This window comes from Streptomyces xanthochromogenes, from assembly GCF_014650455.1.
Lineage (GTDB): Bacteria > Actinomycetota > Actinomycetes > Streptomycetales > Streptomycetaceae > Streptomyces > Streptomyces xanthochromogenes.
In genome coordinates, this window is the sequence record NZ_BMUZ01000003.1 from 531551 (window position 1) to 557256 (window position 25706).

The window sequence follows — 25706 nt, forward strand, 5'->3', positions numbered from 1 at the left end:
GCCCCATTCCTCGTTCGTCGGAACGATAGAGTGAACCTCACCTTGAGCGCTCGAAAACGCCCAGGGTGCGGCCCCGAGGGCTTGCTTCGGCCTGCCCGGGCCACTCCAACCCGTCCATGACCGACCGCTGCCGTGCGCCTGCGCGGCAGCGCGGTTCGTCGTGCCCGAAAGGGAGCCTTGTCTTGACCGAATCCGGAGTTCCGACCACCACCGATGCCGCCGCCCGCTCCGGGGGTCCGGTGTCCACGAGTTCCACGAGTTCCTACGACGCGAACGCGATCACCGTTCTGGAGGGCCTGGACGCGGTCCGCAAGCGGCCGGGCATGTACATCGGCTCCACCGGCGAGCGGGGCCTACACCACATGGTGCAGGAGATCGTGGACAACTCCGTCGACGAGGCGATGGCCGGGGTCGCCGACCGGATCGACGTGACGATCCTGGCCGACGGCGGGGTGAGGGTCGTGGACAACGGTCGCGGCATCCCCGTCGGCACCCACCCCGGAACGGGCCGCCCGGCGATCGAGCTCGTTCTGACGGTGCTGCACGCGGGCGGCAAGTTCGGCGGTGGCGGGTACGCCGTCTCCGGAGGACTGCACGGCGTGGGCCTGTCGGTGGTCAACGCGCTCTCGGCCCGGCTGACGGCCGACGTCTGGACCGACGGGCACCGCTGGAGCCAGTCCTACGCGCACGGGGTGCCCACCGGCCCGCTGGTCCGGCACGAGGAGACCACGCGCACGGGCACGTCGATCACGTTCTGGGCGGACGGCGATGTCTTCGAGACCACCGAGTACTCCTTCGAGACGCTGTCGCGGCGCTTCCAGGAGATGGCCTTCCTCAACAAGGGCCTGACCCTGACACTCACCGACGAACGGTCCGTGGCGCGGGAGGCCGCAGGGGTGGACGAAGCCGGGTCGGGTCCGGCGAAGGGGCAGCAGGAGCCGGGCACCAGGACCGCCTCCTACCGGTACGACGGCGGCATCGTCGACTTCGTGCGGTACCTGAACGCCCGCAAGGGCGAGCCCGTTCACCCGACCGTCATCGACATCGAGGCCGCGGACACCGGGCGCCTGTTGTCCGTCGAGATCGCGATGCAGTGGAACAGCCAGTACGCGGACAGCGTGTACTCCTACGCCAACGCCGTCCACACCCATGAGGGCGGCACGCACGAGGAGGGCTTCCGCACAGCCCTGACCACCCTCGTCAACCGCTACGGCCGCGAGCGGCGGCTGCTGCGGGACAAGGACGACAACCTCTCGGGCGAAGACATCCGCGAAGGCTTGACGGCGATCATCTCCGTCAAGCTGGGTGAGCCGCAGTTCGAGGGCCAGACCAAGACCAAGCTGGGCAACACCGAGGCGAAGACCTTCGTACAGCGGGTCGTACACGAGCACCTGTCGGACTGGTTCGACCGCAACCCGAACGACGCCGCCGACATCGTGCGCAAGGCCGTAGCGGCCGCCACCGCACGCGTGGCCGCACGCAGGGCGCGGGACCTGACACGCCGCAAGGGACTCCTCGAATCGGCTTCGATGCCCGGCAAGCTCTCGGACTGCCAGTCCAACGACCCGGCGAGATGCGAGATCTTCATCGTCGAGGGCGACTCCGCGGGCGGCAGCGCGAAATCCGGGCGCGACCCCGAGTTCCAGGCGATCCTGCCGATCCGGGGCAAGATCCTGAACGTCGAGAAGGCGCGGATCGACAAGATCCTGCAGAACACCGAGATCCAGGCTCTCATCGCGGGATTCGGTACCGGGGTCCACGAGGACTTCGACGTCGAGAAGCTCCGCTATCACAAGATCATCCTGATGGCGGACGCCGACGTCGACGGCCAGCACATCAGCACCCTGCTGCTGACCTTCCTCTTCCGTTTCATGCGGCCCCTCGTCGAAGGCGGCCACGTCTACCTCTCACGTCCCCCGCTCTACAAGATCAAGTGGGGCCGGGACGACTTCGAGTACGCGTACTCGGACCGCGAGCGCGACGCTCTTGTGGCCGCGGGGCGGGAGGCCGGGAAGCGGATACGGGAGGACTCGATCCAGCGCTTCAAGGGCCTTGGCGAGATGAACGCGGAGGAACTGCGCGTCACCACGATGGACGTCGAGCACCGGGTGCTCGGCCAGGTCACGCTGGACGACGCCGCGCTCGCCGACGACCTGTTCTCGGTGCTGATGGGTGAGGACGTGGAAGCCCGGCGTTCCTTCATCCAGCGCAACGCGCGCGACGTCCGGTTCCTCGACATCTGACCCCGACGGCGTGCGTGAGCGGGGCACGCACCGCGGCATCGGTCAGGCGTTGCCGAGCCACGCGTTGATGCGCCGCTCCCACGCCCGGTCGTCGGTGGTCTCCATGAACTCCTTGCGGTCGATGAGCAGATAGATCTCCCCCGCGTCCGTCCTGGTCTCCAGGACGAGGGGCTTGCCCGCGTTGAGCAGGCCGCCGATGAAGCGGCCGTACAGCTCGGTGAAGCGGGTCCGTGCCGAGGCGATGTCGGCGGCGCCCAGCACCAGGTCGCCGGAGTCGTTCCAGCCACCGAGCACGAGACGGTCCTCGTACAGGGCGACGGAACCGCGCCGCTGGAACAGCACCTTCTGCGAGACGCCGGCGGCGGCCGTGTCGGCGCCGGTCCTGCGGCCCAGCTCAGCGGCCGTGGCCCCGATGTAGGCGGCCCGGGCGACGGGCCGGAAGGACGTGGGGTCGTGGGGGCTCTCCTGCATGTCCATGCCCTCATCCTCGGCGGCCCCGGTGCCTGGGGGATCGGTCTTTGGTCTGGCGGAGTCCGACTTTGGTATCCGCGGCCCGGACGGCCCCGACCAGGTACGCCGTTCGGGGTCATTCCCGGATCGGGCCGGAGTCGCCGACAGCCGATCTCTGTCGACATTCTGATCCACCTGACGGATATGCGCGGGTTTGCCGACGCCCGGAGACGGCTACACGCGTAGTGCCGCGGTTTCCATTTCGTGATCGCGGCCTGAGTACCTTGCATCGCGCACCGCAATGACGGAGGGCAGACCGATGACAGACGCACCACGCCGGCCGACCACCAGCGATTCCGGCGCCCCGGTGGAGAGCGACGAACATTCCCTCACCGTCGGCCCGGGTGGACCGATCCTGCTGCAGGACTCGTACCTGATCGAGCAGATGGCACAGTTCAACCGGGAGCGGATCCCCGAGCGCCAGCCCCACGCCAAGGGGAGCGGTGCCTTCGGGCACTTCGAGGTGACCAACGACGTCAGTGCCTACACGAAGGCCGCGCTGTTCCAGCCCGGCACGAGGACCGATCTGGTCGCCCGGTTCTCCACCGTCGCCGGCGAGCGCGGCAGCCCGGACACCTGGCGGGACCCGCGCGGCTTCGCGCTGAAGTTCTACACCAGCGAAGGCAACTACGACATGGTGGGCAACAACACCCCCGTGTTCTTCATCAAGGACCCGATGAAGTTCCAGCACTTCATCCGGTCCCAGAAGCGCCGTGCGGACAACAACCTGCGCGACCACGACATGCAGTGGGACTTCTGGACGCTCTCGCCGGAGTCCGCCCACCAGGTCACCTGGCTGATGGGTGACCGCGGCATCCCGCGGACCTGGCGCCACATGAACGGCTACACCTCGCACACCTACATGTGGATCAACGCCCAGGGCGAGCGCTTCTGGGTGAAGTACCACTTCAAGACCGACCAGGGCATCGAGTTCTTCACCCAGGACGAGGCCGACCAGATGGCCTCCGCCGACACCGACTACCACACCCGGGATCTCTTCGAGCACATCCGGGACGGCGAGTACCCGAGCTGGACCCTGCATGTGCAGGTGATGCCGTACGACGACGCGGCGGACTACCGGTTCAACCCGTTCGACCTGACCAAGGTCTGGCCGCACGGCGACTATCCGCTGATCGAGGTCGGCCGGATGACCCTGGACCGCAATCCCACGGACAACCACGCCGAGATCGAGCAGGCGGCGTTCCAGCCGAACAACCTGGTCCCCGGAATCGGGCCGAGCCCGGACCGCATGCTGCTCGGCAGGCTCTTCTCGTACGCGGACGCGCACCGCCACCGCATCGGCGGCAACTACCAGCAGCTGCCGGTCAACGCCCCGGTCGTCCCGGTCAACACGTACTCGAAGGACGGGGCGATGGCGTATCGCAAGACGTCCGACCCCGTGTACGCCCCGAACTCCAAGGGCGGCCCTGCCGCCGACACCGAGCGGTACGGGAGCCCGCCGAGCTGGACGGCGGACGGCGCGATCACGCGTGCGGCGTACGTGGACCACGCCGAGGACGACGACTGGGGCCAGGCGGGCACCATGGTGCGTGAGGTGCTCGACGACGCGGCCCGCGACCGGCTCGTGGACAACGTCGTAGGCCATCTGCTCAACGGAGTCACCGAGCCGGTCCTGCGACGGGCCTTCGAGTACTGGTCCAACATCGACAAGTCGATCGGTGAGCGCATCGAGCGAGGGGTCCGCGCCAAGGCGGACGAGAAGGACCCCAAGGCCGAGCAGCAGGGCAACCCGGCACGCCGGGACATGCAGTCGAAGGCCTGACCAGGGCCTGACCGCGGAGGGGTCCGTCCCTCCCTTACCACCGGGCCGGTTCCTCGCATCCGAAGCGAGGGGCCGGCCCGGCGCATGGGCGGGTCCCGCCGGGGCACCCGGCGACCAGGGACGCGTGCCGCGTCCGGGCGTCAGGAAGGTGGGGGGAAGCGTGGCATCGTCACACATACAGAAGAACCGCGGCAGGCTTGGCGGGAACCACCTCACACAGGAGGAGACGGTCAGCGCCGCCGGCCGGGCGGGATTCGTCGCCCGCGGTGTCGTGTACGTCCTGATCGGCGTGCTCGCGATCCGGATCGCGTTCGGGGCCGGCGGCGGCGAGGCGGACCGTGAGGGTGCGCTGGCCGAGGTGGCCGGGAAGCCCTTCGGGATCGCGGTGCTGTGGGCGCTGGCCGTGGGATTTGGCTGCATGGCCGTGTGGCGCGGGATCGCGGCGGTGCGCGGACGCGGCCGGGACGGCAAGGTCACCGCACGCATCATGAACGGTGGACGGGCCGTGTTCTACGCGTCCGTGTGCTGGGGTACGGCCGCCTTCGCCACCGGGGACCGCGGAAGCGGCGGTGACGCGAAGTCCCGGGACTGGACCCGCACCGCGCTCCAACTCCCTTACGGGCAGCAGCTGGTGGGCGCCGGGGGCTGTGTACTCATCGGCGTCGGCGTGGGCATTGCCGTCCGCGCGGCGATGCGGCGCTTCCTGCGCCGTCTCGACCTCTCGTCCACCCCCACCGGCACCCGCCAGGTCGTCACCGCTCTCGGAGTGGGCGGCGGGGTGGCGCGCGGCATGGTGGGAGCCGCCGCCGGGATCTTCGTACTGGTCGCGGCCATCCGCTTCGACCCCCAGCAGGCCAAGGGCGTGGACGCCACGCTGCGCAGCTTCGCCGGCACCCCTGTCGGCCCCTGGCTGCTGGTCGCGGTCGCGATCGGGCTGATGCTGTTCGGGGCCTTCTCCTTCGCCTCGGCACGCTGGCGCCGCATGTGAACCGTAGGTGAGTCCCGGGGCGCACCCCGACCCGCCGATGCGGATGCGGATGCGCCGCGGGACACTCGAACCCTTCGGTACGTATTTGTCCCGGGACGGGCGATACGAGGAGTGGCTCGTGATCGTTCACCGGGCATGAAACGAGCTCCCTCCGCGCGGCTGGCCGCAGTGGCCGCTGCCGTACTGATCGCAGCGCCCGCACTCAGCATGGACGCCTCCCCCGCCGCGGCCGCCCCGCACCGGACGCACGCGACCCCCTCGACGGCCATGCCGGCCATCGGCGCCGAAATCCCGTCGAACATGACCGGCGCCAACAGCGTCATCGAGCTGAGCGACGAAGTCATCAAGGCCAACCTCACGGGCGGCATCAAGCAGCGGACGGAAGTCGACCCGCACCGGAGTCCCGCGCGGAGCGTGTTGCTCCGCACCACCGACTTCCATCTGGAAGGCATGTCGCCGGACCGGGAGTTCAAGGTCACCATCGCCCTCAAGGACGCCGACACCCATGCCCAGAGCAGCCTGCGGCTGATGTCCGCCGCCCCGCCCCGCTTCACCGAGCACGACGTCATCGTCGTGACCGTCACCGTCGAGCGGCGCGGCGAGCCGGCTCTCACCCTCGAATCCCACACCCCGCTGAGCCTGTCGTGCAGCGGCATGACGCAGTTTCCGCCCGTCGACAACCGGTTCGAGCTGGAACGCCAAGTGGACCTGTACGCGCCCGGTGCCACTGATCCCTCCGGTCACATCCGGGCGCTGCCCACCGTGCGCGGCGGCAATGTGATCACCCCGCAGTCCCCGCCGTCCCTGCCCCTGCCCTGACTCCCGCCCGGCCGGCGGCCGCGGACCGTGCTCCTCCGCGTCCGTCGACGGCGTCCCCACGAAGTCCTCATGGCGACGTCAGTGCGGTGGCCAGTTCGGCGAGGCCGTCGAGTGCCGGTCGAAGGTGTCGGACGCGAGCGGCGGGTCGCCGACCGGGCGCCCACCTGGGCGGTCCGCTCAACCCGCACGCGGATCTGCTCCGGCATCGGGCCGAGTGCCCTCCGGGGATCAGCCCTGGCAGATTCCGCGCTCGTAGTCGATTGTCGCGGTGTCGCGCGAGAACTGCCATTGCGGGGCGAGGAGTTGGCTGTCCAGCTGCTTGGCGGCCGCCGGGCTCTCCACCACGTACCCGAAGTCCTGGAGCCAGGCCGGGTAGAGGTTCTTCGATCCGATGTAGAACGCCGAGCCGTCCACGGAGATCAGCTTGTGGTGCTGGGCGTAGGGGTGGCCGTCGGCCCACTTCGGGCTGGTGGAGCTCCGTGCCGTCGCCAGCTGGAGGTTCGAGCACATCGCGGTGCGCGCCGATGCCCGGTCGCCGGTGCGCAGGGCCAGCCGGTCGCGGAGGGTGTCACTGATCTCGGCGAGGGACTTGATCTGCGAGTATCCACCGCTGCCGACGGCGCCGCGGTTGGCGGGGTCGCTGACGACGATGCGGACCTTGACGCCGGCGGCCATCTTGGCGGCGAGGGCGTCGTACACACGGATGTCGTACCGCGGCAGCGGCGGGCAGGTCGCGTTGAGGTCCTGCTGGGAGATCTCGATGTGCCGGTCCGCGCTGGAGATCAGGGCCCGCAGGGCGCTCTCCTCCGGGTTGACCGTGTCGTAGTCGCGGTCGGCGTTGGTGTTGTCGTGCAGTCCGACGACACACTTCGTGTCCGGCGCGGTGGGCAGCGTGGGCCGGAACTGCGAAGCGGGGTCGTCGCGTCGGATGCCGACGCCCAGCCCGCCGACGGCGATCACCGGCACCTCCCCGTCGGGTGCCGCGGCGGGCGCCACCGGTTCCAGGGTCGGCATGCAGCCGGCCCCGTTGGAGGAGGCGAACCAGACACTGGCGATGTTGTTCTTGTTCTGGCAGGTCCAGGACCACAGCTCGTTCAGGTACTTGCCGGCCGAGGCGGCGGCCGGCCCCGTCAGAGCCAGGTCCACGTCGCTGACGGGGTGGGTGGTGTCGAGGTAGTCGTCCTTCCAGTCGTTGATGCCCCCGGTGATCACCGAACGGCCGTCGACCACCAGGAGCTTGGAGTGGTTCCAGGAGAAGGCGGTCTTCGAGGTCGTCATCGAGGCGACGTTGAGCGTGACCTTCGCGGCGTCCTTGCCGAGCTTGTCGACGAGTTCGTCGCGGTACTTCGACGGCACCACGTTGAGGTGGTAGATCGGCGCGGCACCCACCAGGATGCGGACCTTGGGCTGGTGGCCGGAGGCGACGGACGCCTTGAGCCCGCTCACCACGGCGTCCTGGAAGGCCCCGTTGGGGAACGGGGCCAAGGTGGATATGTCGACGCTCCCGGTCGCCCGCGAGATGTTCTCCGTCATCTTGGCGAGGAGCCGGCGGGTTCCGGGACGGTCGGCGCACGTGGCGTCTCCCCAGCACCCCGGGGTCTGCAGCAGCCAGTCACCGCCGCCGGGTACCGACGCGTCGAGGGTGTTCCCCGCGGAGCGTTCCCAGACGCTGCCTTCGAGGCCCGGAGAGACCTGACGGAGCGTCTGCTCGACGGCATCAAGATGCGGGGTGGCCGCAGTGGCCCCCGCATCCGCCGATGCGGGGGCCACGGGCAGCAGGACGGCCACCAGGGCCGGGACAGCGGTGCGCAGGACGAGAGCGGACCGGCGCTTTCGCGGGTGACGAGCCAATTCGGGGTTCCTTGTTCGCGGGTACCCGGCCGCCACTCCCGGCGACCAGCAAGATCAACTCGCGGAAGCTATCAGCTCATGCCGGGAGTGAGTATCCGAGACCGCACGATCCAGCCACCAACCCGCCGTTCTCCGGCAGATCGTGCGCCGCGGCCCACAAGGAGTCCCGTTGGCCCTACGCGGTCGCGGCGTCAGCGGGCGTGACGGCGGCCGCCGGGCTGCGGCGGCACCACGGGCAGACGCCGACGGGCGAACCGGCCACGGGGAAGGGGGTTGCGTCGCGCGGGCGCCTTGGGGGCGAGCGCGAGCACGGTCAGGGGTGCGAGAACCGCGACGAGGATGAGCATCGTAACGAGGATCATGTCCTTGCCTTCCGTCGGGTACTGACGGCCTTTCACTACGTCAGGTAACCGAAAAACGGCTCGGCAAACACGGTCGGTATTCCCCAGCGATCGTGACGGCCGCCCCCGGCCCCCTCCAGAGGGCCGGTCACCACGACGTTTCCCGCCGGATCCCGCCGGGCGAGCACGCCACTGCGGACGTAGCCCTCCGGCGTGAAGGCGAGGGCGTTCCGGTCGGGCTCGCGATAGTGGCCGCGCACCGTGTACGGCCCTCGTGCGAGCAGCTCTCCCGGCTCGCCCTCGGGCACGTCCTGGCCGTCGACATCGACGATGCGGATCTCGTCGTCGGGCGAGAGCGGACGGCCGTGTGTGGCGAGGACGGTCTCGTCCGGATCCTCGGGCCGGGTCATGACGAGCAGCCCCTCGGACAGGCCGAAGACCGGCTGCAGACGACAGCCCAACCGGGCGGCCAGCCGTTCGGCGGTCTCCCGCGGCAGGGCCTCGCCGCAGATCTGCACCAGGCGCAGGGAGCTCAAGTCCGCCTGTGCGGCGGGGAGTACGTCGACCAGGCGGCGGGCGCAGCCGGGCGTGAGTGAGGTGATGGTGACGCGCTCGCGCCCGACGGCCGAGAGCCAAGCGGCGGGTTCCTGGCCGCCGAGGCCGTCGGCGTGCCCGTCGTCATCGGCGCCGGGTACGTCATGGACGCTGTCGACCAGGACTGCGGTGCCGCCCACGGAGAGGGCGCCGACGATGCCGGGGCCGCCGAAGGCGAAGGTGGACTCGGCCGGCAGCGCGGCGAGGTACACGTCGTGCCCGGCGAGCCCCACCAACTCGGCGGCGGCCCGCACCTGATAGGCGTAGTCGTTGTGCGTGCGAGGCACGAGCAGGGGCAACCCGCCCGTGCTCTCGGCCAGTTCGAAGAAGGCCACCTCGTCGGCACTCAGTGCCAGGGGCGGGCCGGGCGGGGAATCGAGGGCGCCGAGCGGTGAGTACTGGCAGCCCGCGGGGTCGGTCGTGAGCCCCCCGTACGGGGACGAGGTGCCGGGCTCCTCATAGGTGAACACCCTGCGCAGGAACGGCCATTGAGCCGCGATTCCCGCCGCCATCGCGGTGTGGTCGAACCCTTGGCGCACCGAGGGGCCGACGTATCCGACCGCCTGGGTGACCCGCACGATGTGCGGCACCTGCGGCGCCCGGTAGGAGAGCGGGCACAGCACGGGGACCACTCCGGCGCGCATCAGCGCGAACACCGTGATGACGAACTCCGGGACGTTCGGCAGCTGTACGACGACCCGCTGCCCGGGCCGCAGGCCCCGCAGCCGGAACGCGGCGGCCATGCGGTCCACACGCCGGTTCAGGTTCGCGTAGGTCAGGTGGGTGTCACCGTGTACGAGCGCGGTGCGCGGACCGTACTGCAAGGCCCAGTCGCGCAGCAGGTTGTCGAGCGTACAGCCGCGCCAGTGCCCTGCCGCCCAGTAGCGGTCCACGAATCCCTCGGGCCAGGGCACGCACCCCTTGAGCATGGCTGTCCATCCCCCTTCGACGCGCCGGAGAGGGGCCTCTCCGCTCCGGCCCCGCAATCCAACCCCGCGATGCCTCGACGCTCAATGCGCTTTCTCGACCATGGATGGCGAAGGCCCTGGGCGAAAGGTCCAACCAGCCGTGCTGAGCGGTGGAAACGGGCGGTCGACGCCGCAGGTGCCCTCGACCGTGCACGGGGCGGTGCGCGGGCCCCCTGATGGGCACCGATCGGCCGACGGGCCCCGTTGACGTACGTCCCCGAGAAGCGGAGGCACCCTATCCGTGTCGCATCCGGTGTGGCAGGCTCCCGTCGCTGGTTCAACCAACGCGTTCATGAGGCAAGTCCATGTGACAGGGAGCTGATGAACAATGCGCATCTTCGACCGCAGAGTGCGGACCGCCGCACTCGCACTCCTGGCCGCCGCGGCTCTGGTGGGCGGCGCCACGGCCACCACCCAAGCGGCGGCCGCCCCCACCCCGGCACCCGCCGCGCCCGCCAAGAAGGGGCCGACCTCGGTGGCCTACGTCGAGGTGAACAGCAACAGCATGCTGAACGTCGGCAAGTACACGCTCGCCAACGGTGGTGGCAACGTCTTCGACGTGGCCGTCATATTCGCGGCGAACATCAACTACGACACGACCAAGAAATCGGCGTACCTGTACTTCAACGACAACGTGCAGCGGGTCCTCGACAACGCCCAGACCCAGATCCGACCGCTGCAGGCCAAGGGCATCAAGGTGATGCTGTCGGTGCTCGGCAACCACCAGGGGGCCGGCTTCGCCAACTTCCCGTCACAGGCCGCGGCCACCGCGTTCGCCAAGCAACTGTCCGACGCGGTCGGCAAGTACGGGCTCGACGGCATCGACTTCGACGACGAGTACGCCGAATACGGCAACAACGGCACGGGGCAGCCCAATAGCAGTTCGTTCGTCCACCTGGTCTCCGCGCTCCGGGCGAACCTGCCCACCAAGCTCATCTCCCTGTACAACATCGGCCCGGCCGCTTCGCGTCTCTCCTATGGCGGCGTGAACGTCTCCTCGAAGTTCAACTACGCCTGGAACCCGTACTACGGCACCTGGGGCGTCCCCGGCATCGCCCTGCCCAAGTCGGCCCTGTCGCCCGCGGCCATCGACTTCGCGGCGACCTCGTCGGGCACGGCGGCCACTCTCGCGAAGCGAACGGTCAGCGAGGGCTACGGCGTGTACCTCACCTACAACCTGGACGGCTCCGACCGGCACACCTACATGTCGGGCTTCACCCAGCCGTTGTACGGGAGCGACGCCGTCTACACCCCGTAGCTCCGCGCCCGACACGGGCCGCGGCCGGTCATCCGGTCAGGTACGGGCGCAATGCGGCGATCAGCGCGGCCGGGTTGTCCTCCTGCACGTTGTGGCCCGCGTCCGGGACCACCACGAGTCCACCGTCCGGCAGTTGTCCGACCAGGCGCTCGGCGGTGGACTGCGAGAGCACCCGGCTGCGCCCGCCTCGCACGAGGAGTACCGGCATCTTGCTCAGCCGCAGGGCCAGTTGCTCGATGGCGGCCAGGATCGCGGAGAAGTCGGGTGGCCGCGGGTCGTTCTTCGGCACCCAGCCGCCGCCCGGCTCCCGGCGGAACAGGGTGCTCATGCGGTAGGCGACGCTCGCGCGGTGCGCTCGCGGACTGACCCGCATCGCCGCGTCCACCACCGCGTCGAGTCCGGCGACGGGACCGAGCCCGGCCATGAACTCCCGCATGCGGCCGGTGCTTTCGAAGTCGACGCCGGGTGCCACGTCGACGAGCACCAGACGGTCGACGCGATCGGGGTGCGTGTCGGCGGCATGGGCGGCGACCACGCCGCCGAGCGACATGCCGACCAGCCGCACCCGGTCGAAGCCGAGGTGGTCGGCCGCCGCGATGACGTCCTCGGCCATCGTGGCGATGCGGTAGTCGTCGGACCAGCCGCTGTCGCCGTGGCCGCGCAGATCGAGGGCGATGAGCCGGGCGGCCCCGCGCAGTCCGAGACAGACGTAGTCCCAGGTGTGCGAGGTCAGTCCCCCGCCGTGCAGCAGGAGCACTTCCGGGCCCGTGCCGCCCCAGTCGTAGGCGTGCAGCCGGCAGCCCGCGCGCGAGTAGCCGAACCCGAACGGCCGCGCAGGGTCGTGGATGTGGACCCCAAGGCCCGCCGCCAGATCGGTCATCGAAGGAACCGTGCCGTGCTCGTCCATCCGCGCACTCCTTACCTTGACACTTCAAGGTAAGGCGTCTGCCTTGATGGGTCAAGGTAAGGTGGGGCGGGTGACTGCACGAGTACGACGTACACCTGATGAGGCCAGGCGCCAGATTTTGGAGGCGGCGGCCGGGCTGCTCGCCGCGGGCGGCCCCGCGGCCGTGCAGGTACGGGCGGTGGCCGCCGCGGTCGGAGTCTCCGACGCCGCGGTCAATCACCACTTCGGCACCCGCGAGCAGCTCCTTTCGGCGCTGTTGCGCTTCGGCGGGGCGAAGCTCAAGTCCGAGCTGCGTGCCGCACTCGACGAGTGGGGCGACGACGGGGCGGCCGACCCGGCCGGGCTGGTTCGCGTACTGGCGGCGCTCTATGCCGACGGATACGCGGAACTGGCGCTCGCGCTGCACCGGTCGGGATGGCGTGACACCGGCAGCGGAATGCTCGACGAGGTCGTGGACCGGCTGTACACCCGGGCACCGACCAACGGTGCGGCCACCGGCCGGACGCCCCCGTCCCGCGAGGCGGTCCAGCTCACCGTGGCCGCACTGCACCAAGCCGTGGCGACCGAGCCCCTGTTCGGCGACGAGTTCCGCAGGAGCGTCGGACTGGACGCGACCGCGCGGGACCATCTGCTCGACTGGTGGACCGAAACCCTGCGCACGATGATGGCAGGGCACGATCCCTCAACTCGGTTCGGCGGCAGGGGACATGGGGGCGGCTAGCGACGCGCCCCTCCCCCGCCGCCCGTATGCCGACGGGACATGACGGACCGTCGATCAAGAGGATGCGAAGGACTTCTCCAGGCGCGGGATCAGGTCGCGCAGATCCTGTTCCCAGCAACCTCCGTTGTGGCCGCCATTGCACTGCGTGCCCCAGGCGGAGCCGTCGCCGTAGTCGACGTAGTAGTACGGCATACCCAGTGCGTCCATGCTGTCCCTGACGTGCTGGGACGCGCTTTCCAGCCAGAACTCGAAGTCAGTCGCCGAGCCCCGGCCGTTGCCGACGTAGAGGGAGACCCCGACTCCGGCGAGTTTGTCCATGTGCTGCGACGGGTCGACCTCGTTCCACTTCCGGTCGGCGTTGAAGATCGGGTAGGGCGAGCCGAACAGGGCGTCACTGTCCACACCCGGCTTGTACGGATCGTTGTTGGGATCGCAGACCCCGGACGTCGATCCGCAGATCGCCCCCTGTGCGTCGATGAGGGAGGCGACGACGGCCAGGCGCAGGTCCATGGACCTGGCCGACAGGTCGATGTCACCCGAGAGGGACGCGGTCTGGCTGAAGAGTTCGGGGTGGTCCTGGGCGTAGTGCAGCGCACCGAAACCGCCCATGGAGACCCCGGCGATGGCCCTGGCCTTCTTGGTGGCGACGGTGCGCAGGTTGGCGTCGATGAACGGGATCACCTGCTTGAGGTGGAAGTTCTCCCAGTTCTGCGCTCCGGCCGCGGTGTTCTGGTTGAGCCAGTTCGCGTACCAGCCCCGGGCGCCGCCGTCCGGGATGACGGTGATCATCGAGTTCGACGTGGTCAGCGCCGGATAGTTCTGCGCGATGGGATCGTCGGGCGAACCGTGCAGGAAGTACAGCACGGGGTAACGCCGGGCCGGGTCGTCGTAGTAGCCGCTCGGCAGAATGATCTTGATGTGGTGCTTGCCCGCCACCTCGGGCGTGGTCACCGTGATGTAGAAGTTGGTGGAACTCCCCGCCGGAGTGTCGACCTGTGTCAGGCCGAACCCGTTCGTCAGGGGTGGCGGCGTGGTGACCGCGGTCCCGGTGGTGGTGGCGGCCTCGGCCGCGCCGGCCGGCAGGACCATTCCCACCACGGCGGCCGTCAGGGCCACCACTATTCGCCATCGACTCGTTCTCCGCATTGCAGCATGCCCCCTTGTGAGCCTTCTCGTTGTGCGGCACGAAAACCTATCGGGCCGCGATGACCTCTCGATGAAACGGCATGCCAGAGCCCTCTACGGGCCCGGCGTGCCGGTACTCCGGTCTCAGTCCAGGACCTTGGTCTCCAGCACCGGCGAGGACGCGATCTGGTCCTCGGTGTAGCGCTCGGTGACCCATTGGCCGGACGAGAACAGCTTCGTCTGGTCGGAGTAGTGCGGCGAGTTCGGGTTGGCCGACTGGGAGTAGGTCAGCACCGAGGAGGCCTGCGGCGGCCCGTCGGCCGGGAACATCACCTGCTGGATGAAACTGGATCCGAAAGTGATGTCCAGTTTGCCGTCGACCTGTCCGGGAGTGACCACGTTGAGCACCCCCAGTTCACTGATCCCGCCGTGGATCGGGATCTGCTCACCGCCCCGCGTGATCTTCTGGACGTCCGACAGGGGGGCGTTGAGCGGAAAACCCGCCTTGCGCATCGCGATGACCGCGCGGCCGAACGCGTCACGGACCGCCGAGCTCCCGGAGTCGAGTGAATTGGGCGTGTGCACCGGGTCCTTGGGGTCGAAGGGGACCCGCCAGGGCAGCTTCTCGTTCGCCTGGCCGGCGAGAAGGTTGGCCCAGTAGTTCTCGAAGAGCACCGAACCCCGGCTGTCCGCCGAGTAGTTGTGATCCTTCCAGGCGGCCAGGATCGGGCACGCCTCGCTCACGTTGACCAGAGTGCCGTCCACGAGGATGAGCCCGAAGGGCTGGCTCTGGCACATCGACACCGTGGCGGTGAGGGCCAGATCCGCCGCCCGGCTGTTGTCGGCGAAGAGCAACTGCCGCATGTTCTCCGGCGTGAAGCCCCGTCCGGGCAGCCCGTCGGTGCCGTTGATCCGGTTCTGCGCGGTCAGGATCAGCTCCTGCGTACGCAGCGACCGCGGCTGCGCCGTGTCACCCATGACCCGGGGGAAGGAGAGGGGCTGCTCGGGGTTGGCGAGCCAGGCGCTGTCGTTGGCGTTGCCCGTGAAGTCCGTACGGATCAGGCGTGGCTGCTTGTGCGGATCGAGGAGCCCCGGCGCGACCGCGTTCGGGTCGTTGGGCCAGTCGCACTCACTGCGCTTGCCGTCGAAGACGGACACAGGTGGCACGTTGGGCAGGCGTAGCGCCTGGTTGAACAGCAGTTGACCGGTCGCGGTGAGACACGACCGCGCGTGTTCGTCCGTGATGTTCGGGGTCGCCTGGATGTCCGCGTACAGAGCGTTGCCCTTGCGGTCGGAGGCGATGGTGTTGAAGAACGGGACGCCCTCGGTGGTCTCGAGCGTGTTCACCACATCGTGGACGTCCGTGGCCTGGTCGAGGTGGAACCAGGTGTTGAGCGCCCGCAGGTTGTCCATGTTCACATCGCGCACCGCGTGCGCGCTCACCACCCAGGGCAGTGCGATGCCCTGGACCGACGAGGTGATGGGACCGTAGCGGGTGGACCACAGCGTTCTGGTCACCTTGCCGATCGAGCCGTCCTTGTTCAGCACGTCGACGGCCACCTGTTGCGACGTCATCGGCTGCCAGGAGCCGTCGACCAGGTAGTTGGTGGGGTGCAGCGGATCGACCTGTACGTCGAAGAGCCCGAACGGGGCCACCGTCGCGATGGTGTGGCTCCAGGCGACGTTGTCGTTGTGCCCGATGTTCACCGCGGGGAAGCCGAGCAGACTGCCGCCCGAGACGTTGACCTTTCCCGGGATCGTCAACTGGCTCTGCCACATGCGGTTCTTGCCCTGCCAGGGGAAGTGCGGGTTGGCCAGCAGCATGCTGCCCGCTCCCCCGGACACGCCTTGTGATCCGACGGCCAACGCATTGCTGCCCATGCTCTGTTGCCGGCTCGCGGCCATGGCGTCCCGGATCTTCTGAGCGGTCCGGGCCGGCGAGGACGCCGGCGGCGCTGCGGCCGACGCTCCCGGGGGTACGGCGTTCACCTCGCCGTCGAGCAGGGCGTCCGCGCTGCCCATGATGATCTCGGCGTGCGCGTGCCGGTAGACGTCCAGCTCGGTGATCGGCCGCACCCAGGCCGCGCCGCGGCAGGCGGGGTCGGTGATGTTGTTCACGCCCGTCTCGGCCAGGTACCGGTTGTATCCCTGGACGTAGCCTCGGATGCCCTCCTTGACCTCAGGCTCCGGTCCGTTGGGCGCGGGCTGGTCGATCAGCCGCTCCACCACGTGGTCGTCGTTGATGCGCTGGAAGTACAGGTCGCTGTTGAGGTTGGTCGTGGTGTTCTGCTGCTCGCCGGGGCTCGCCCGGCCGTCGGGTCCCAGGTAGCGGGACCGCTGGGCGTCGACCATCAGATAGGTGTCGGCCAGGCTGCAGATGTTGTCCTTGGCCGCGGCGTACCCGTAACCCGTCCCCAGTCCTTCCCAGTTGGAGGCGGTGATGTGCGGGATGCCGTATTCGGTGTAACGGATCGTCGGTTTGTCCGGCCCCGGCGCGAGGGCCGATGCCGTGGCTCCCGGCGATCCCGCGGCCGTCATGGCGCCGATCACCGCCACCGCGGCCATGAGCGCCATCGGCAGCCTCGCCCTGTGTCTCCTCCGCGCCATCGCGACGTCCCTTCCTGTGGTCCGGGCCCTCGTCCGGACGCGGACACGGTAGGGAGCGGCGATGAAATCGCGATGGAGGTGCCGTGCGCCGGGAGTCGGAGCCTTGAGGTTTCATCGCGATGTCATCCGGCGCTGCCAGTGTTCCGGTGACCTGGTCCACCGCGTCCGGCTTCGGAACGGTGCGGACGCACGGGCCACCAACATGGGGAGGATCGAATGCGAGCCAGCAGGATCGCAGCCGCCGCAGCCGGACTGCTGCTGACGGCGGGGCTTTCAGCAACCCAGGCCACCACCGCACAGGCGGCCGCCACGGGTGCCACCGCCTCGTGCGACGGCACCTACACGATCGTGGTCGGGGGCACCTGGAGCACCTGGGACAACGACCGGTTCACCGGCAACATCCAGCAGCACGTGAGCTACTTCAGCCAGGTTCCCAGCGGCCCGAGCGTCCGGCAGGGCGTGGGCGAGCTCAACCGGCTGGTCCGAAACCAGCGTGCCGCCTGTCCGTGGCAGCACGTCAAGATGGGCGGCTACTCCATGGGCGCCGCGGTGGTGCACGTGTGGGTCAGCGAGAACTGGCGGACGTTCGACAACGTCAACGCCGTTCTCCTCGCGGACCCCAAGCGGCAGGGGGGTCCTGGCACCAACGGCAGTGCCGCGCCGTTCGGCGGCGTCATCGGCGCCCCGCTCGCCGGCGCCGACCGGGACTTCGGCAACGTGCCGGTGAAGTCGATCTGCTACTGGGACTACATCTGCGACGAGTCCGCCGGCATCGGGACCTACCCGAAGAACCACAACGACAACTACTGGCCGGACTTCAACATGGACCATCACGCCGACGACTCCAACGAGCAGTGGTACAACGGCGCTTGGTACCCCTGGTAGATCGGCCGGCCGACTCGGCCGGGGTCGCGCGTCCGGCTAGCCGGCCGGGGTGCGCGGCCTCGGCGGGGGCCCGGGTACCGCGACGGCACCCGTGATCGATCCGGCGCCGGGGCCGGTGAGGCCGGGGCCGTCCTCGTCGCCGCGCAGGATCATCTCGTACGTGCCGCGCAGCATCCGGCTCGGCACGACCTCCAGGTCCTCGGCCAGACGACGGCGGGCGCGGTCGAAGACGGTGAGGGCCTCGGCCTGCCGGCCCGTCCGGTACAGGGCACGCATCAGCATCGCGGCCACCGGCTCGTTGAGGGGGTGGGCGGCAGCAAGCGCGTACAACTCGGCGATGGCCTGCGGGTGTTGGCCCAGGTGGAGTTGCCACGACAGCTTGCGCTGCACGAGGGCGACCCGGCTCTCGGCGAGCCGCGTCCGTTCCAGTTCGGCGAGCGGCCCGGGCAGGCCGGCCAGCGGCTCGCCGCGGAACAGCTCCAGCGCCTGGGCGCACACGCGGGCCGCCTCGGCAGCCTCGCCCGCGCGCTCGGCCCGGGTGACGTCGGCGAGCAGCCGCTCCACCTGGGTCACGTCCACGTCGACCGCGCCGGGCACCAGCCGGTACCCGCATCCCCGGTGCTCGATCACGGGGTCCGGGTCGTCCCCGGTGCCCAGGGCCTTGCGCAAGCGGTAGACGTACACCGGGATCACATTGGTGAGGGGCGGCTCCGACCCCCATATGCCGTCCAGCAGTTCACGCCGGCTGATCGTGCGCCCGGCCTCCAGCGCGAGCGCCGCCAGTACGGACTGCTGGCGCAGGTGCCCCAGGTTCAGCAGCCGCCCGCCCTGCCATGCCTGCAGCGGGCCGAGGACCGAGATCCGTATCCGGGGCGTCCCCGCCCGGCCGGCGGCGGCTCGCGGCGTGGGGTGCGGTAGCCGCGTCCGGGGGCCCCGGCCGGGCACGACGAGGCCGCAGTCGAAGGCGTGCACGATGGCGGCGGCCCGGTCGCGCAGCCCGAGCCCGGCGAGGACCCGCGTCACGTGCCCGGCCACGGAGTCCTCGGGGATCGCGAGGGCGGCGGCGATCTCGTCGTCCCGCAGTCCGCACCCGATCGCGTGGAGCACCTCGCGCTCCTGCGGCCCGAGGACGGCGGCCGTTGGCCGGCCGGTCGTCACGGTCGTCGTCATCGCTGCTCCCCGGCTCGTCGCTCTGGCGGACGGTCGCCAAGCTAGTGGCGCGGACGGCGGGCGGGGCATCCGGAATGATCCGGGGGCCGGGCCGGGAGAGAGCCGGAGCCCGGTCCGCGGGACCGGCGGAGTCCTTGATCGAACCGCCCTCGCGCGGCAGTAGGGTCTGACCGTGTCCGAGACTCCCGTGAACACCCTGGTACCGGCTTCGGGCGGGGAGCGTCATGCCTCCTGGCTGGAGCTCTTCTTCGACCTCGTCGCGGTGGCCGGTGTCGCCCAACTGGCCCACCTGCTGCACGGCGAGCCCGGATGGCGCGATGTCGGTCTGTACATCGTGCTCTATCTGGCGTTCTGGACGAACTGGCTGTCCCTCACGCTGTACGGGAATGTCGCAGGTGAGCGCACCCGTACCCGCATCCTGCTCATCGGCATGTTCGGCCTGACCGTGATGGCGGCGGCCGTGCACGGGGTCCAACAGGGCGACCGGGGAACGGCGTTCGCCATCGCGTACGCGGTCACGCGCTACATCGGCGGCAACGCGTTCGGCGACCGGCGCGAGATCCTGGTCGACTGGCCGACGGTCACCTTCACCGCGGGTGCGGTGCCGTGGACCGTCTCCATCTTCGTCCACGGCCCTGCGCGGCCCTGGCTGTGGGCGCTCGGCGTCGTCATGGACCTCTACGTGACCTTCGCCTTCTCCAGGGAACATCTGCTGCGGACCGTGCGGGAGCGGGCCGAACGCCGGCGCACGCGGGAAGCGAGCCGGCCCGCGCCCCGAGGCGGTGCGCGGCTCGAAGGCAGGGAGCTGGCCATCGTCCAGACCGACACCGAGCATCTTGCCGAGCGGCTGGGCCTGTTCTCCATCATCGTGCTCGGCGAGGGTGTCTACCAGATCGTCGAGGCCGCCTCGGACGCCCACTGGGACCGCGGTCTGTACGGGACCGTTCCGGGGGCCTTCGCGCTGCTGGTCCTGCTGTGGTCGCTGTCCCTGCGGCGGGGGCGTGGCGGTGTCCCGTGCCTGGGGGCCCAATCGCCGCCCACCCGGGTGCTCCTGGCCCTGCACTGTTTCGTCACCGGCGCGGTCGCGGCCCTCGCCGTGGGCCTGGGCGTCCTGGTGGAACACGCCGACGGCGCTCTCCCCCGCCAGACCGGCTGGATGATGGCCACCGCGCTCGGCGCCTATCTCCTCGTCGCGACCGGCCTCGCCCACTGGACCCGGGCGGGCAGCCTTCCCCGGCTGCTCGGCGCGGCGGTCCCTCCGCTCGCCGTGTGCGCGGCCGTGGGCGGCTTCGACCGCGCCGGCCGGCACGCGGCGGGGCTGGTGTGGCTCCTGGTCCTCGCCGTGGTGTGGTTCTCGGCGGGGATGCGGCGGTACGACCCGCAGCGTCCGAGCGAAGCCGCCTGACCCTCGTCTCGGGTAGCCCTCATCGCGGGTAACCCCCATTGCCGGGTGGCCGTCGACCTGCCCGTATCAACTCCCTTACGTCAGTGGCCAGTTGGGCGATGGGGGCCGACGGATACCGAACCCGCCCGGCGGGATTCGGGTCTTCGCTCACACGACGGCGGCGCTCGGGTCCTCGTACACGGGGTCGAGGGCGAGCTGGGCTCCGCCTCGGGCCACGGCGGCCAGGCCCAGGGACGAGGGAAGGATCTCGCAGCCGCCCGCGTCGGGGGCCATGACCCGTCGTGCCACGCCCTCGCGTACGCGGTCCAGGAGCTGGTCCGCGAAGACCGGGAAGTAGCCGCCGAGTACGACCGCGCGCGGGTTGAGCACATCGGCCAGGAGCGCGATGCCCAGGCAGAGGCCATCGGCGATGTGGTCGAGCGCGGCCAGGGTGCGGGTGTCTCCGGCCTCCGCGCGCCCACGCAGTTCGGCGAGGCGCGAAGCGACGTCCAGGGAGGCGTCGTGGACGGGGTCGCCCGGGTCGGCAGCATGACGCAGCAGGGCACCGAGGCCGACCATGGTCTCCCAGCAGCCACGCCGGCCGCAGTTGCAGAGCCGGCCGCCGGGAGCGAGTCGCATGTGGCCGATCTCGCCCGCGAAGCCCCGGGCTCCGCGCATGAGTCGGCCACCGCTGATGATGCCGCCGCCGACGCCGAGGTCGCCCGTGATGGAGATGAGGTCGTGGATGCCGGCGGCCGAGGCGATCACGTATTCGGCCACGGCTCCCAGCTTCGCGTCGTTCTCCAGGTGCAGCACCGGGGCGGCTCGGCCCAGACGCCCGCGCAGTCCGTCGAGGGCGGACACGTCCCGCCAGCCGATGTTCGGGGCGTAGCGGACGTGGCCGGTGATGATGTCCACATGGCCGGGTGCTCCCAGCCCGGCGCCCACGAGCCGCGCACCGGCGGCGGCCACCGCCGCGTCGGCCCCGCGGATCAGCTCGGCCGTCATGTCCAGCACGGCTTCGGGCCCCGCCGCGCGGACGTCGAGCGGGATGCGGCGGTCGAAGACGCGGTCACCGCGCAGGGACTGCGCCGCGGCGCTGATGTAGTCGGCGTTGATCTCCAGACCGAGGCCGCAGATGCTCCGGCCGTCGATCTCGACACTCACTCCCGGACGTCCGACGGCGCCCTCCCGCTGGGAGTCCCCCTCGCGCACCAGGCGCAGCTCGATGAGTTCGGCGACCAGGTTGGTGACGGTGGGGCGCGGCAGGCCGGTGTCCGCGGCGATCCGTGCGCGAGACCGGGGGCCGGCGTCGCGCAGGAGGCGCAGCACCAGACCGAGGTTGGTGCGCCGGATCGACGCACGGTCACTTGGCCGGGGTGTCCCGCCCATTCCCACCCCGCGAACCACCACACCGCCGCGCGACTCCGCCGCCATCTCTCCCCCGCCCGCGGCGCGTCCCGCCGCGTACCGAACCCTGCCCAAATGCCTTGCCTGCGACCAGGTTAGTTGCGTGGATGGGGAAGGTGCTCCGTGCCGCCGCCCGGACGGCCGTGCGCCGCGCGCCACGGGACGCTCTTGCGCCGCGCGCCACGGGACGCTCTTGCGCCGCGCGCCGCGGGACGCTCTTGCGCCGCGTGCCGCCGGGAAGGGCGTCACGGTGCGCGGGTCACCGCCGACCACCGCGACCGGTGCGGAGGTGGGCGACGGACAGGGGCAGGTGGCGTTGTCCGCCGCCTGCCCCCGTCCGGTCGCTACCGAGTGCTCGCCCCGGAGGCGGAAGTCCGGGACGTGCCCGGCGGTCCGGTGGCCGGCCCCGGTCCCTCACTCAGAAGCCGAGTGATCCCAGGAGGCCGGTGACCGGTGATACGAGGTCATGGCCGAACTGGGTGATCTTCGTGGCGACCTTGGTCCCGCCGAGCGCCCCGATCCACTTCGACTGGCCGAAGGTGATCACGCCGAGCGCGGTGCTGGCGAGGGACGACCTGAACTCGCTGCTGTTCAGGCCGTAACCGATGCCGGTGAACAGGGTGTTGAGCCCGGCGAATCCGAGTGAGGCGTAGGCGAAGCCCGCCGCGATCGGTTCGAGGACGGGGGCGGCCGGCGGGAAGAACAGTCCGGCGAGGCCGATGCCCGCGGAGGCGAAACCGGTGCCGATGCTCAGCCAGTTGGTGGCGTTCGCCGCCCAGCGTGCGTCCGCCTTCCACCAGGGGAGGCCGCCCTTGACGCTGTCGTTGTCGGACGTGTCGGCCGGGTTCTGGCCGGCCTGCTTGGCCTTGCGGGCCTCGTCCGCGGCCTTCTTCGCGGCGGCCGCGATCTCGGCCCTCCGCTTGGCCGTGGCTATCTGGTGGGCCTGGCTCGCGGCCGCCGCCGCGGTCTTGGCGTCCTGGCCCGCCTGGACGGCGGAGGCACGGGCCGAAGCGGCCGACGCCTGGGCCGAGTTGGCGGAGGCCACCGCGTTGCGGGCGGCGTCCACCGCGCGGTTGGCGGAGTAGTTCGCCGAACGCGCGGCGGTGCGGGCGACGCTCGCCGCCTGGCTCGCCCTGTTGGCCGAGGCCTGCGCGTCCTGGGCGGACTTCTCCGCGGCGTCCGCGTTCGCGTCGGCCTGCTGGGCGTAGGTGTTGGCCGTGTCGGCCGACTTCTTCGCCTTGTCGGCCCACTGCAGCGCCTCCGACGCCGCGTTGCGGGCCGTCGCGGCCGCCTGCTGCGCCTTGTTGGCGGTCTCCTGTGCCGTGTGGGCGATCTTCGCGGCGGCGGCGATCGCCCCCTGCATCGCCGCGGTGTGGCTGGCCGAGTCGTAGTCCAGCTGTGCCGTCTTGTACTGGATCGACGCGAGGAAGTTGCGGCGCATCCACGCCGGGCCCTCCATCGCCGCCTGCGCGTGGGCCTTGGTGTACGGGCCCGCGGTGTTGAGGAGGGCGGCGGTGGCCACCGCGTCGTCGTCGCGCTGGGCTGCCTCGTAGGTGGTGCTCAGGAACGCGTACAGGGCGTCGGCGGTCCCGGCGTTGATCGCGTCGTTCGCCGCCTTCGTCACCGCGGGTCCGGGACTGCTCGCCAGGATCCGCGAGACGGCGACCCGGTTGTCGGTCGCGGCGGTCTCCACGACACCGGCGGCCAGGAACTTCGTGGCGGCGTCCGGCTCGTCGCTCTCCAGCGCCCGGGTCGCCGCGTCGCCGATGTCCGGCGAGGAGATCTGGGCGAGGAAGAGCAGGGTCTCGCGGTCGTCCTGTGCCTGGGTGAGCTGTCGGTCGGTGTCGATCCAGGCGTGGATGTCGGCGTCGGTCCCGGACAGCGCGAACCGGGTGGCCTCGCGCGACCAGGTGCCGTGCGAGTTCATGAGGGCGATGGCGGCCTTGCGCCCGACGGTGGCCGCGAGAGCGAGGTCGCCCGACCTCAGCGCCGCCTCGGCCTGGGACACCAGGTCCTTCGTGGCCTGCTCGGCCTGTTGCGCCTGCGTGCGCTTCTCGGCGAGCTGGGCCCGCTCCTGGGCCTCGATCTCCGCGAGCAGACGGGTCTCCTCCATCGCCTGCCGCATGTCCTCGTCGAGGCGCTGGGTCTCGGCCGCCCGGGCGTTCTTCTCCACCTCGACCGCCTTGACGACGGCGTCCGTGGCGGTGTTCGCGGCCGCGGTGGCCTGGTTGGCGAAGTCGGTGGACTTCTTCGCGTAGTCGACGGCCTGGCCCGCGTACTTGACGGCCCATTCCGCGGCGGCAGCGGCCTTGTCCGCGTGGTCGGCCGCGCTGTTCGCGGCGTCACGCGCGGTCCTCGCGGCGGTCGCCGCCGTGTTGGCCAGGGCCTGTGCGGTACCGGCCGCGTTGGTGGCGATCGAGGCGTTGTTGCTCGCGATCTGCGCCTGCCGCTTGGCTTCCGCGGCCTCGGCCTGTGCCTTGCCCGCAGCGTTGGCGGCCGTGGCGGACGCGTTCGCGGCGGCGGCCGCGTTACGGGCCGCCGAGGCCGCGGCCGAACCGGCGTTGGCGGCGGCGGCCGAGGACGTGGCGGCGGCGTCGGCGGCCTTGGCCGCACTGCGGGCCTTCGCGGCGGCGTTGCGCGCGGCGACCGCGGCGTCCTTGGCGGCGGACGCCTTCGAGGCGTCCTTGGAGGCGGCGATGGCCGCGCCGTACGCCCTGGCCGCGGCCGACCCCGCGGTGGCGGCGGCCTGGCTCGCGGCGGTGGCGGCGTACGCGGCGCGGCGCGAGGCCTGGACGGCGGCGTGGGAGGCACGGATCGCGACGCGGGCCGAGTCGGCCGCGCCGGTCGCGGCCTCCGCCGCCTTGCGGGCGGCCTTTCCGGACCTGGCGACGTCGTCCTTGGCCGCCTCGGCCTCGGCAGCGGCCTTCTCGGCTGCTTCCTTGGCCTTCTCGGCGGCCTCCACCGCACGGGCGGAGGCCTCCTCGGCCTCCTTCGTCTTGGCGTCGGCCTTCTTGCCCTCGCGTTCGACGACGGCGACGAGTTCCTCGATGGTCGAGGACTCCTGGTCGCGGGCGCGCGCGATGTGCTGTCCGGTGTCGAGGAACCACTCGACATCGTCCGCGGAGCCGTCGAGGGCGCGGGAGGCGTACTTCCGCACCTCGGGGCCTGCCTGGACGCTGAGTTGGGACACCTCGAAGCGCATGTCCTCCAGGCGGGCGGTGTACTGGCCCTGCGTCAGGAAGTCGGCGAGCGCCTTCTGGGTCCCGGCGGTCAGGGCAGCGTTGCCGTCGCGGGCGACGGCCTTGCCGCCGGTGGCGATGACGGCCGCGGTGGCCACCTGGAGGTCCTCGGTGATGGCCGGCTCGAAGCCGCCCGCGAGATAGGCGGCGATGGCGGTGTCGCCGCCCTCGATCGCGGCTCCGGCGTCACGTCTTGTGCCCTTGCCGCCTCCGGCGAGGGACGTGAGGACGGCGACACGGTTGTCCTCCGCCGTGACCTTGGGCAGCTCGTCGGTCAGGAACGCCGTGACCTCGGCGTCGGACCCGATGAGCGCCGCTTCGGCGGCGGCGCGGGTGGCGTTGCCGCCGAGCAGCCACGCCTTGACGGCCTTCGCCCGGTCGGTGTCGGGCAGGTTGAACGGGTCGCCGTCGTCGCCGTCCGGCGGCGGGGTGTCGGCCCGGGCAGCGATGGGATTGAGCACGAGGCTCGACGTGGCAGCGACGACCGTGGTGGCGGCAAGGGCGCCGAGAACACGCCGCCTGCTCCAAAAGGTGGTGTCCAAAACGGACCTTTCTCTGGTGTGCCGACGGGCATTAAGTGCCGGAGAAGGATCACACAGGAACGGCCTATCGAAAACCATAGGAACAATGACTGCCTGGTATATCCGAATTTACGGAGAAGGCCCACCCCGAGATCGCGTACGGAATTTTTTACGCTCATCCGTACAACCTTTCGCGGACGTGACGAGCGTCACAACGGAACCACAAGTTCCGTCCTTTTTGGCTGAGTTGACAGGATGGACAAGCACCCGGAGCAGGGGATTCCATTGCCAGATCTAAACCGCTTCCGGCACATGCGATGAATCGCTCTTTTCCACCACCTACCGGAGAGAGGGCGCCGCAGATGGTTATGCTCGCCGCCCC

The 25706-nt window shown here is 70.5% G+C and carries 18 protein-coding genes; 8 read left to right on the forward strand and 10 right to left on the reverse strand.

Translation table 11 applies throughout. The features are described from left to right. Positions 1 to 182 precede the first annotated feature (182 nt). Positions 183 to 2243, forward strand: a complete 2061-nt coding sequence (gene gyrB / locus IE267_RS09775) for a DNA topoisomerase (ATP-hydrolyzing) subunit B (protein ID WP_373304508.1) — start codon at positions 183 to 185, stop codon at positions 2241 to 2243. Positions 2244 to 2285: 42 nt separating this feature from the next. On the opposite strand, the gene IE267_RS09780 is transcribed toward gyrB, so the two are convergent. After that, positions 2286 to 2720, reverse strand: a complete 435-nt coding sequence (locus IE267_RS09780) for a hypothetical protein (protein WP_229860910.1) — start codon at positions 2718 to 2720, stop codon at positions 2286 to 2288. Between the two features lie 292 nt (positions 2721 to 3012). Between IE267_RS09780 and IE267_RS09785 the strand changes: the two genes are divergently transcribed. From IE267_RS09785 to IE267_RS09795, 3 genes are all read left to right on the forward strand, one after another. Further along, on the forward strand, positions 3013 to 4536 hold the full coding sequence (locus IE267_RS09785; RefSeq protein ID WP_167160750.1) for a catalase: 1524 nt from the start codon (positions 3013 to 3015) through the stop codon (positions 4534 to 4536). A gap of 160 nt (positions 4537 to 4696) precedes the next feature. Next, on the forward strand, positions 4697 to 5524 hold the full coding sequence (locus tag IE267_RS09790) for a DUF1206 domain-containing protein (RefSeq protein ID WP_229860912.1): 828 nt from the start codon (positions 4697 to 4699) through the stop codon (positions 5522 to 5524). Between the two features lie 135 nt (positions 5525 to 5659). Further along, entirely contained in the window at positions 5660 to 6343 is a 684-nt protein-coding gene (locus IE267_RS09795) for a hypothetical protein (RefSeq protein ID WP_189762855.1), read from the forward strand. A gap of 228 nt (positions 6344 to 6571) precedes the next feature. Here IE267_RS09795 and IE267_RS09800 read toward each other — a convergent pair whose 3' ends face one another. The 3 genes from IE267_RS09800 to IE267_RS09810 form a co-directional block, all read right to left on the reverse strand. Further along, on the reverse strand, positions 6572 to 8194 hold the full coding sequence (locus tag IE267_RS09800; RefSeq protein WP_229860914.1) for a phospholipase D-like domain-containing protein: 1623 nt from the start codon (positions 8192 to 8194) through the stop codon (positions 6572 to 6574). A gap of 191 nt (positions 8195 to 8385) precedes the next feature. After that, entirely contained in the window at positions 8386 to 8556 is a 171-nt protein-coding gene (locus IE267_RS09805) for a hypothetical protein (RefSeq protein WP_167160746.1), read from the reverse strand. 35 nt (positions 8557 to 8591) lie between these two features. After that, positions 8592 to 10058: an AMP-binding protein gene (locus IE267_RS09810; RefSeq protein ID WP_189762856.1), complete on the reverse strand. Its 1467-nt coding sequence runs from the start codon at positions 10056 to 10058 to the stop codon at positions 8592 to 8594. Positions 10059 to 10425: 367 nt separating this feature from the next. Here IE267_RS09810 and IE267_RS09815 point away from each other — a divergent pair, with 367 nt between their 5' ends. Further along, positions 10426 to 11355, forward strand: a complete 930-nt coding sequence (locus IE267_RS09815) for an endo-beta-N-acetylglucosaminidase H (protein ID WP_189762857.1) — start codon at positions 10426 to 10428, stop codon at positions 11353 to 11355. Between the two features lie 28 nt (positions 11356 to 11383). On the opposite strand, the gene IE267_RS09820 is transcribed toward IE267_RS09815, so the two are convergent. Continuing rightward, positions 11384 to 12262, reverse strand: coding sequence for an alpha/beta fold hydrolase (locus IE267_RS09820; protein ID WP_189762858.1), 879 nt, complete (start codon positions 12260 to 12262; stop codon positions 11384 to 11386). A gap of 70 nt (positions 12263 to 12332) precedes the next feature. Here IE267_RS09820 and IE267_RS09825 point away from each other — a divergent pair, with 70 nt between their 5' ends. Continuing rightward, positions 12333 to 12983, forward strand: coding sequence for a TetR family transcriptional regulator (locus tag IE267_RS09825; RefSeq protein WP_189762859.1), 651 nt, complete (start codon positions 12333 to 12335; stop codon positions 12981 to 12983). 54 nt (positions 12984 to 13037) lie between these two features. On the opposite strand, the gene IE267_RS09830 is transcribed toward IE267_RS09825, so the two are convergent. After that, positions 13038 to 14129 (reverse strand): alpha/beta hydrolase, encoded by a 1092-nt coding sequence (locus IE267_RS09830; RefSeq protein WP_189762860.1) that lies wholly within the window; start codon positions 14127 to 14129, stop codon positions 13038 to 13040. A 123-nt stretch (positions 14130 to 14252) separates the two neighbouring features. Beyond that, on the reverse strand, positions 14253 to 16682 hold the full coding sequence (locus tag IE267_RS09835) for a penicillin acylase family protein (protein WP_444545457.1): 2430 nt from the start codon (positions 16680 to 16682) through the stop codon (positions 14253 to 14255). Between the two features lie 249 nt (positions 16683 to 16931). Between IE267_RS09835 and IE267_RS09840 the strand changes: the two genes are divergently transcribed. Further along, the gene (locus tag IE267_RS09840; RefSeq protein ID WP_161254173.1) at positions 16932 to 17600 is read left to right on the forward strand and encodes a cutinase family protein; all 669 of its coding nucleotides are present in this window, start codon (positions 16932 to 16934) and stop codon (positions 17598 to 17600) included. Between the two features lie 36 nt (positions 17601 to 17636). Here the strand turns inward: IE267_RS09840 and IE267_RS09845 are convergent, their stop codons facing one another. Next, positions 17637 to 18770 carry an AfsR/SARP family transcriptional regulator gene (locus IE267_RS09845; protein WP_189762861.1) on the reverse strand — a complete coding sequence of 378 codons (1134 nt, stop codon included), beginning with the start codon at positions 18768 to 18770 and terminating at the stop codon, positions 17637 to 17639. A gap of 172 nt (positions 18771 to 18942) precedes the next feature. Here IE267_RS09845 and IE267_RS09850 point away from each other — a divergent pair, with 172 nt between their 5' ends. Beyond that, a complete protein-coding gene (locus tag IE267_RS09850) occupies positions 18943 to 20175 on the forward strand; it encodes a low temperature requirement protein A (RefSeq protein ID WP_167160730.1) in 1233 nt (410 codons plus the stop codon). 147 nt (positions 20176 to 20322) lie between these two features. Here the strand turns inward: IE267_RS09850 and IE267_RS09855 are convergent, their stop codons facing one another. Further along, positions 20323 to 21546, reverse strand: a complete 1224-nt coding sequence (locus IE267_RS09855; RefSeq protein ID WP_205530690.1) for an ROK family protein — start codon at positions 21544 to 21546, stop codon at positions 20323 to 20325. Between the two features lie 436 nt (positions 21547 to 21982). Then, positions 21983 to 25345 (reverse strand): ALF repeat-containing protein, encoded by a 3363-nt coding sequence (locus IE267_RS09860; protein WP_189762862.1) that lies wholly within the window; start codon positions 25343 to 25345, stop codon positions 21983 to 21985. Between the last annotated feature and the right edge of the window lie 361 nt (positions 25346 to 25706).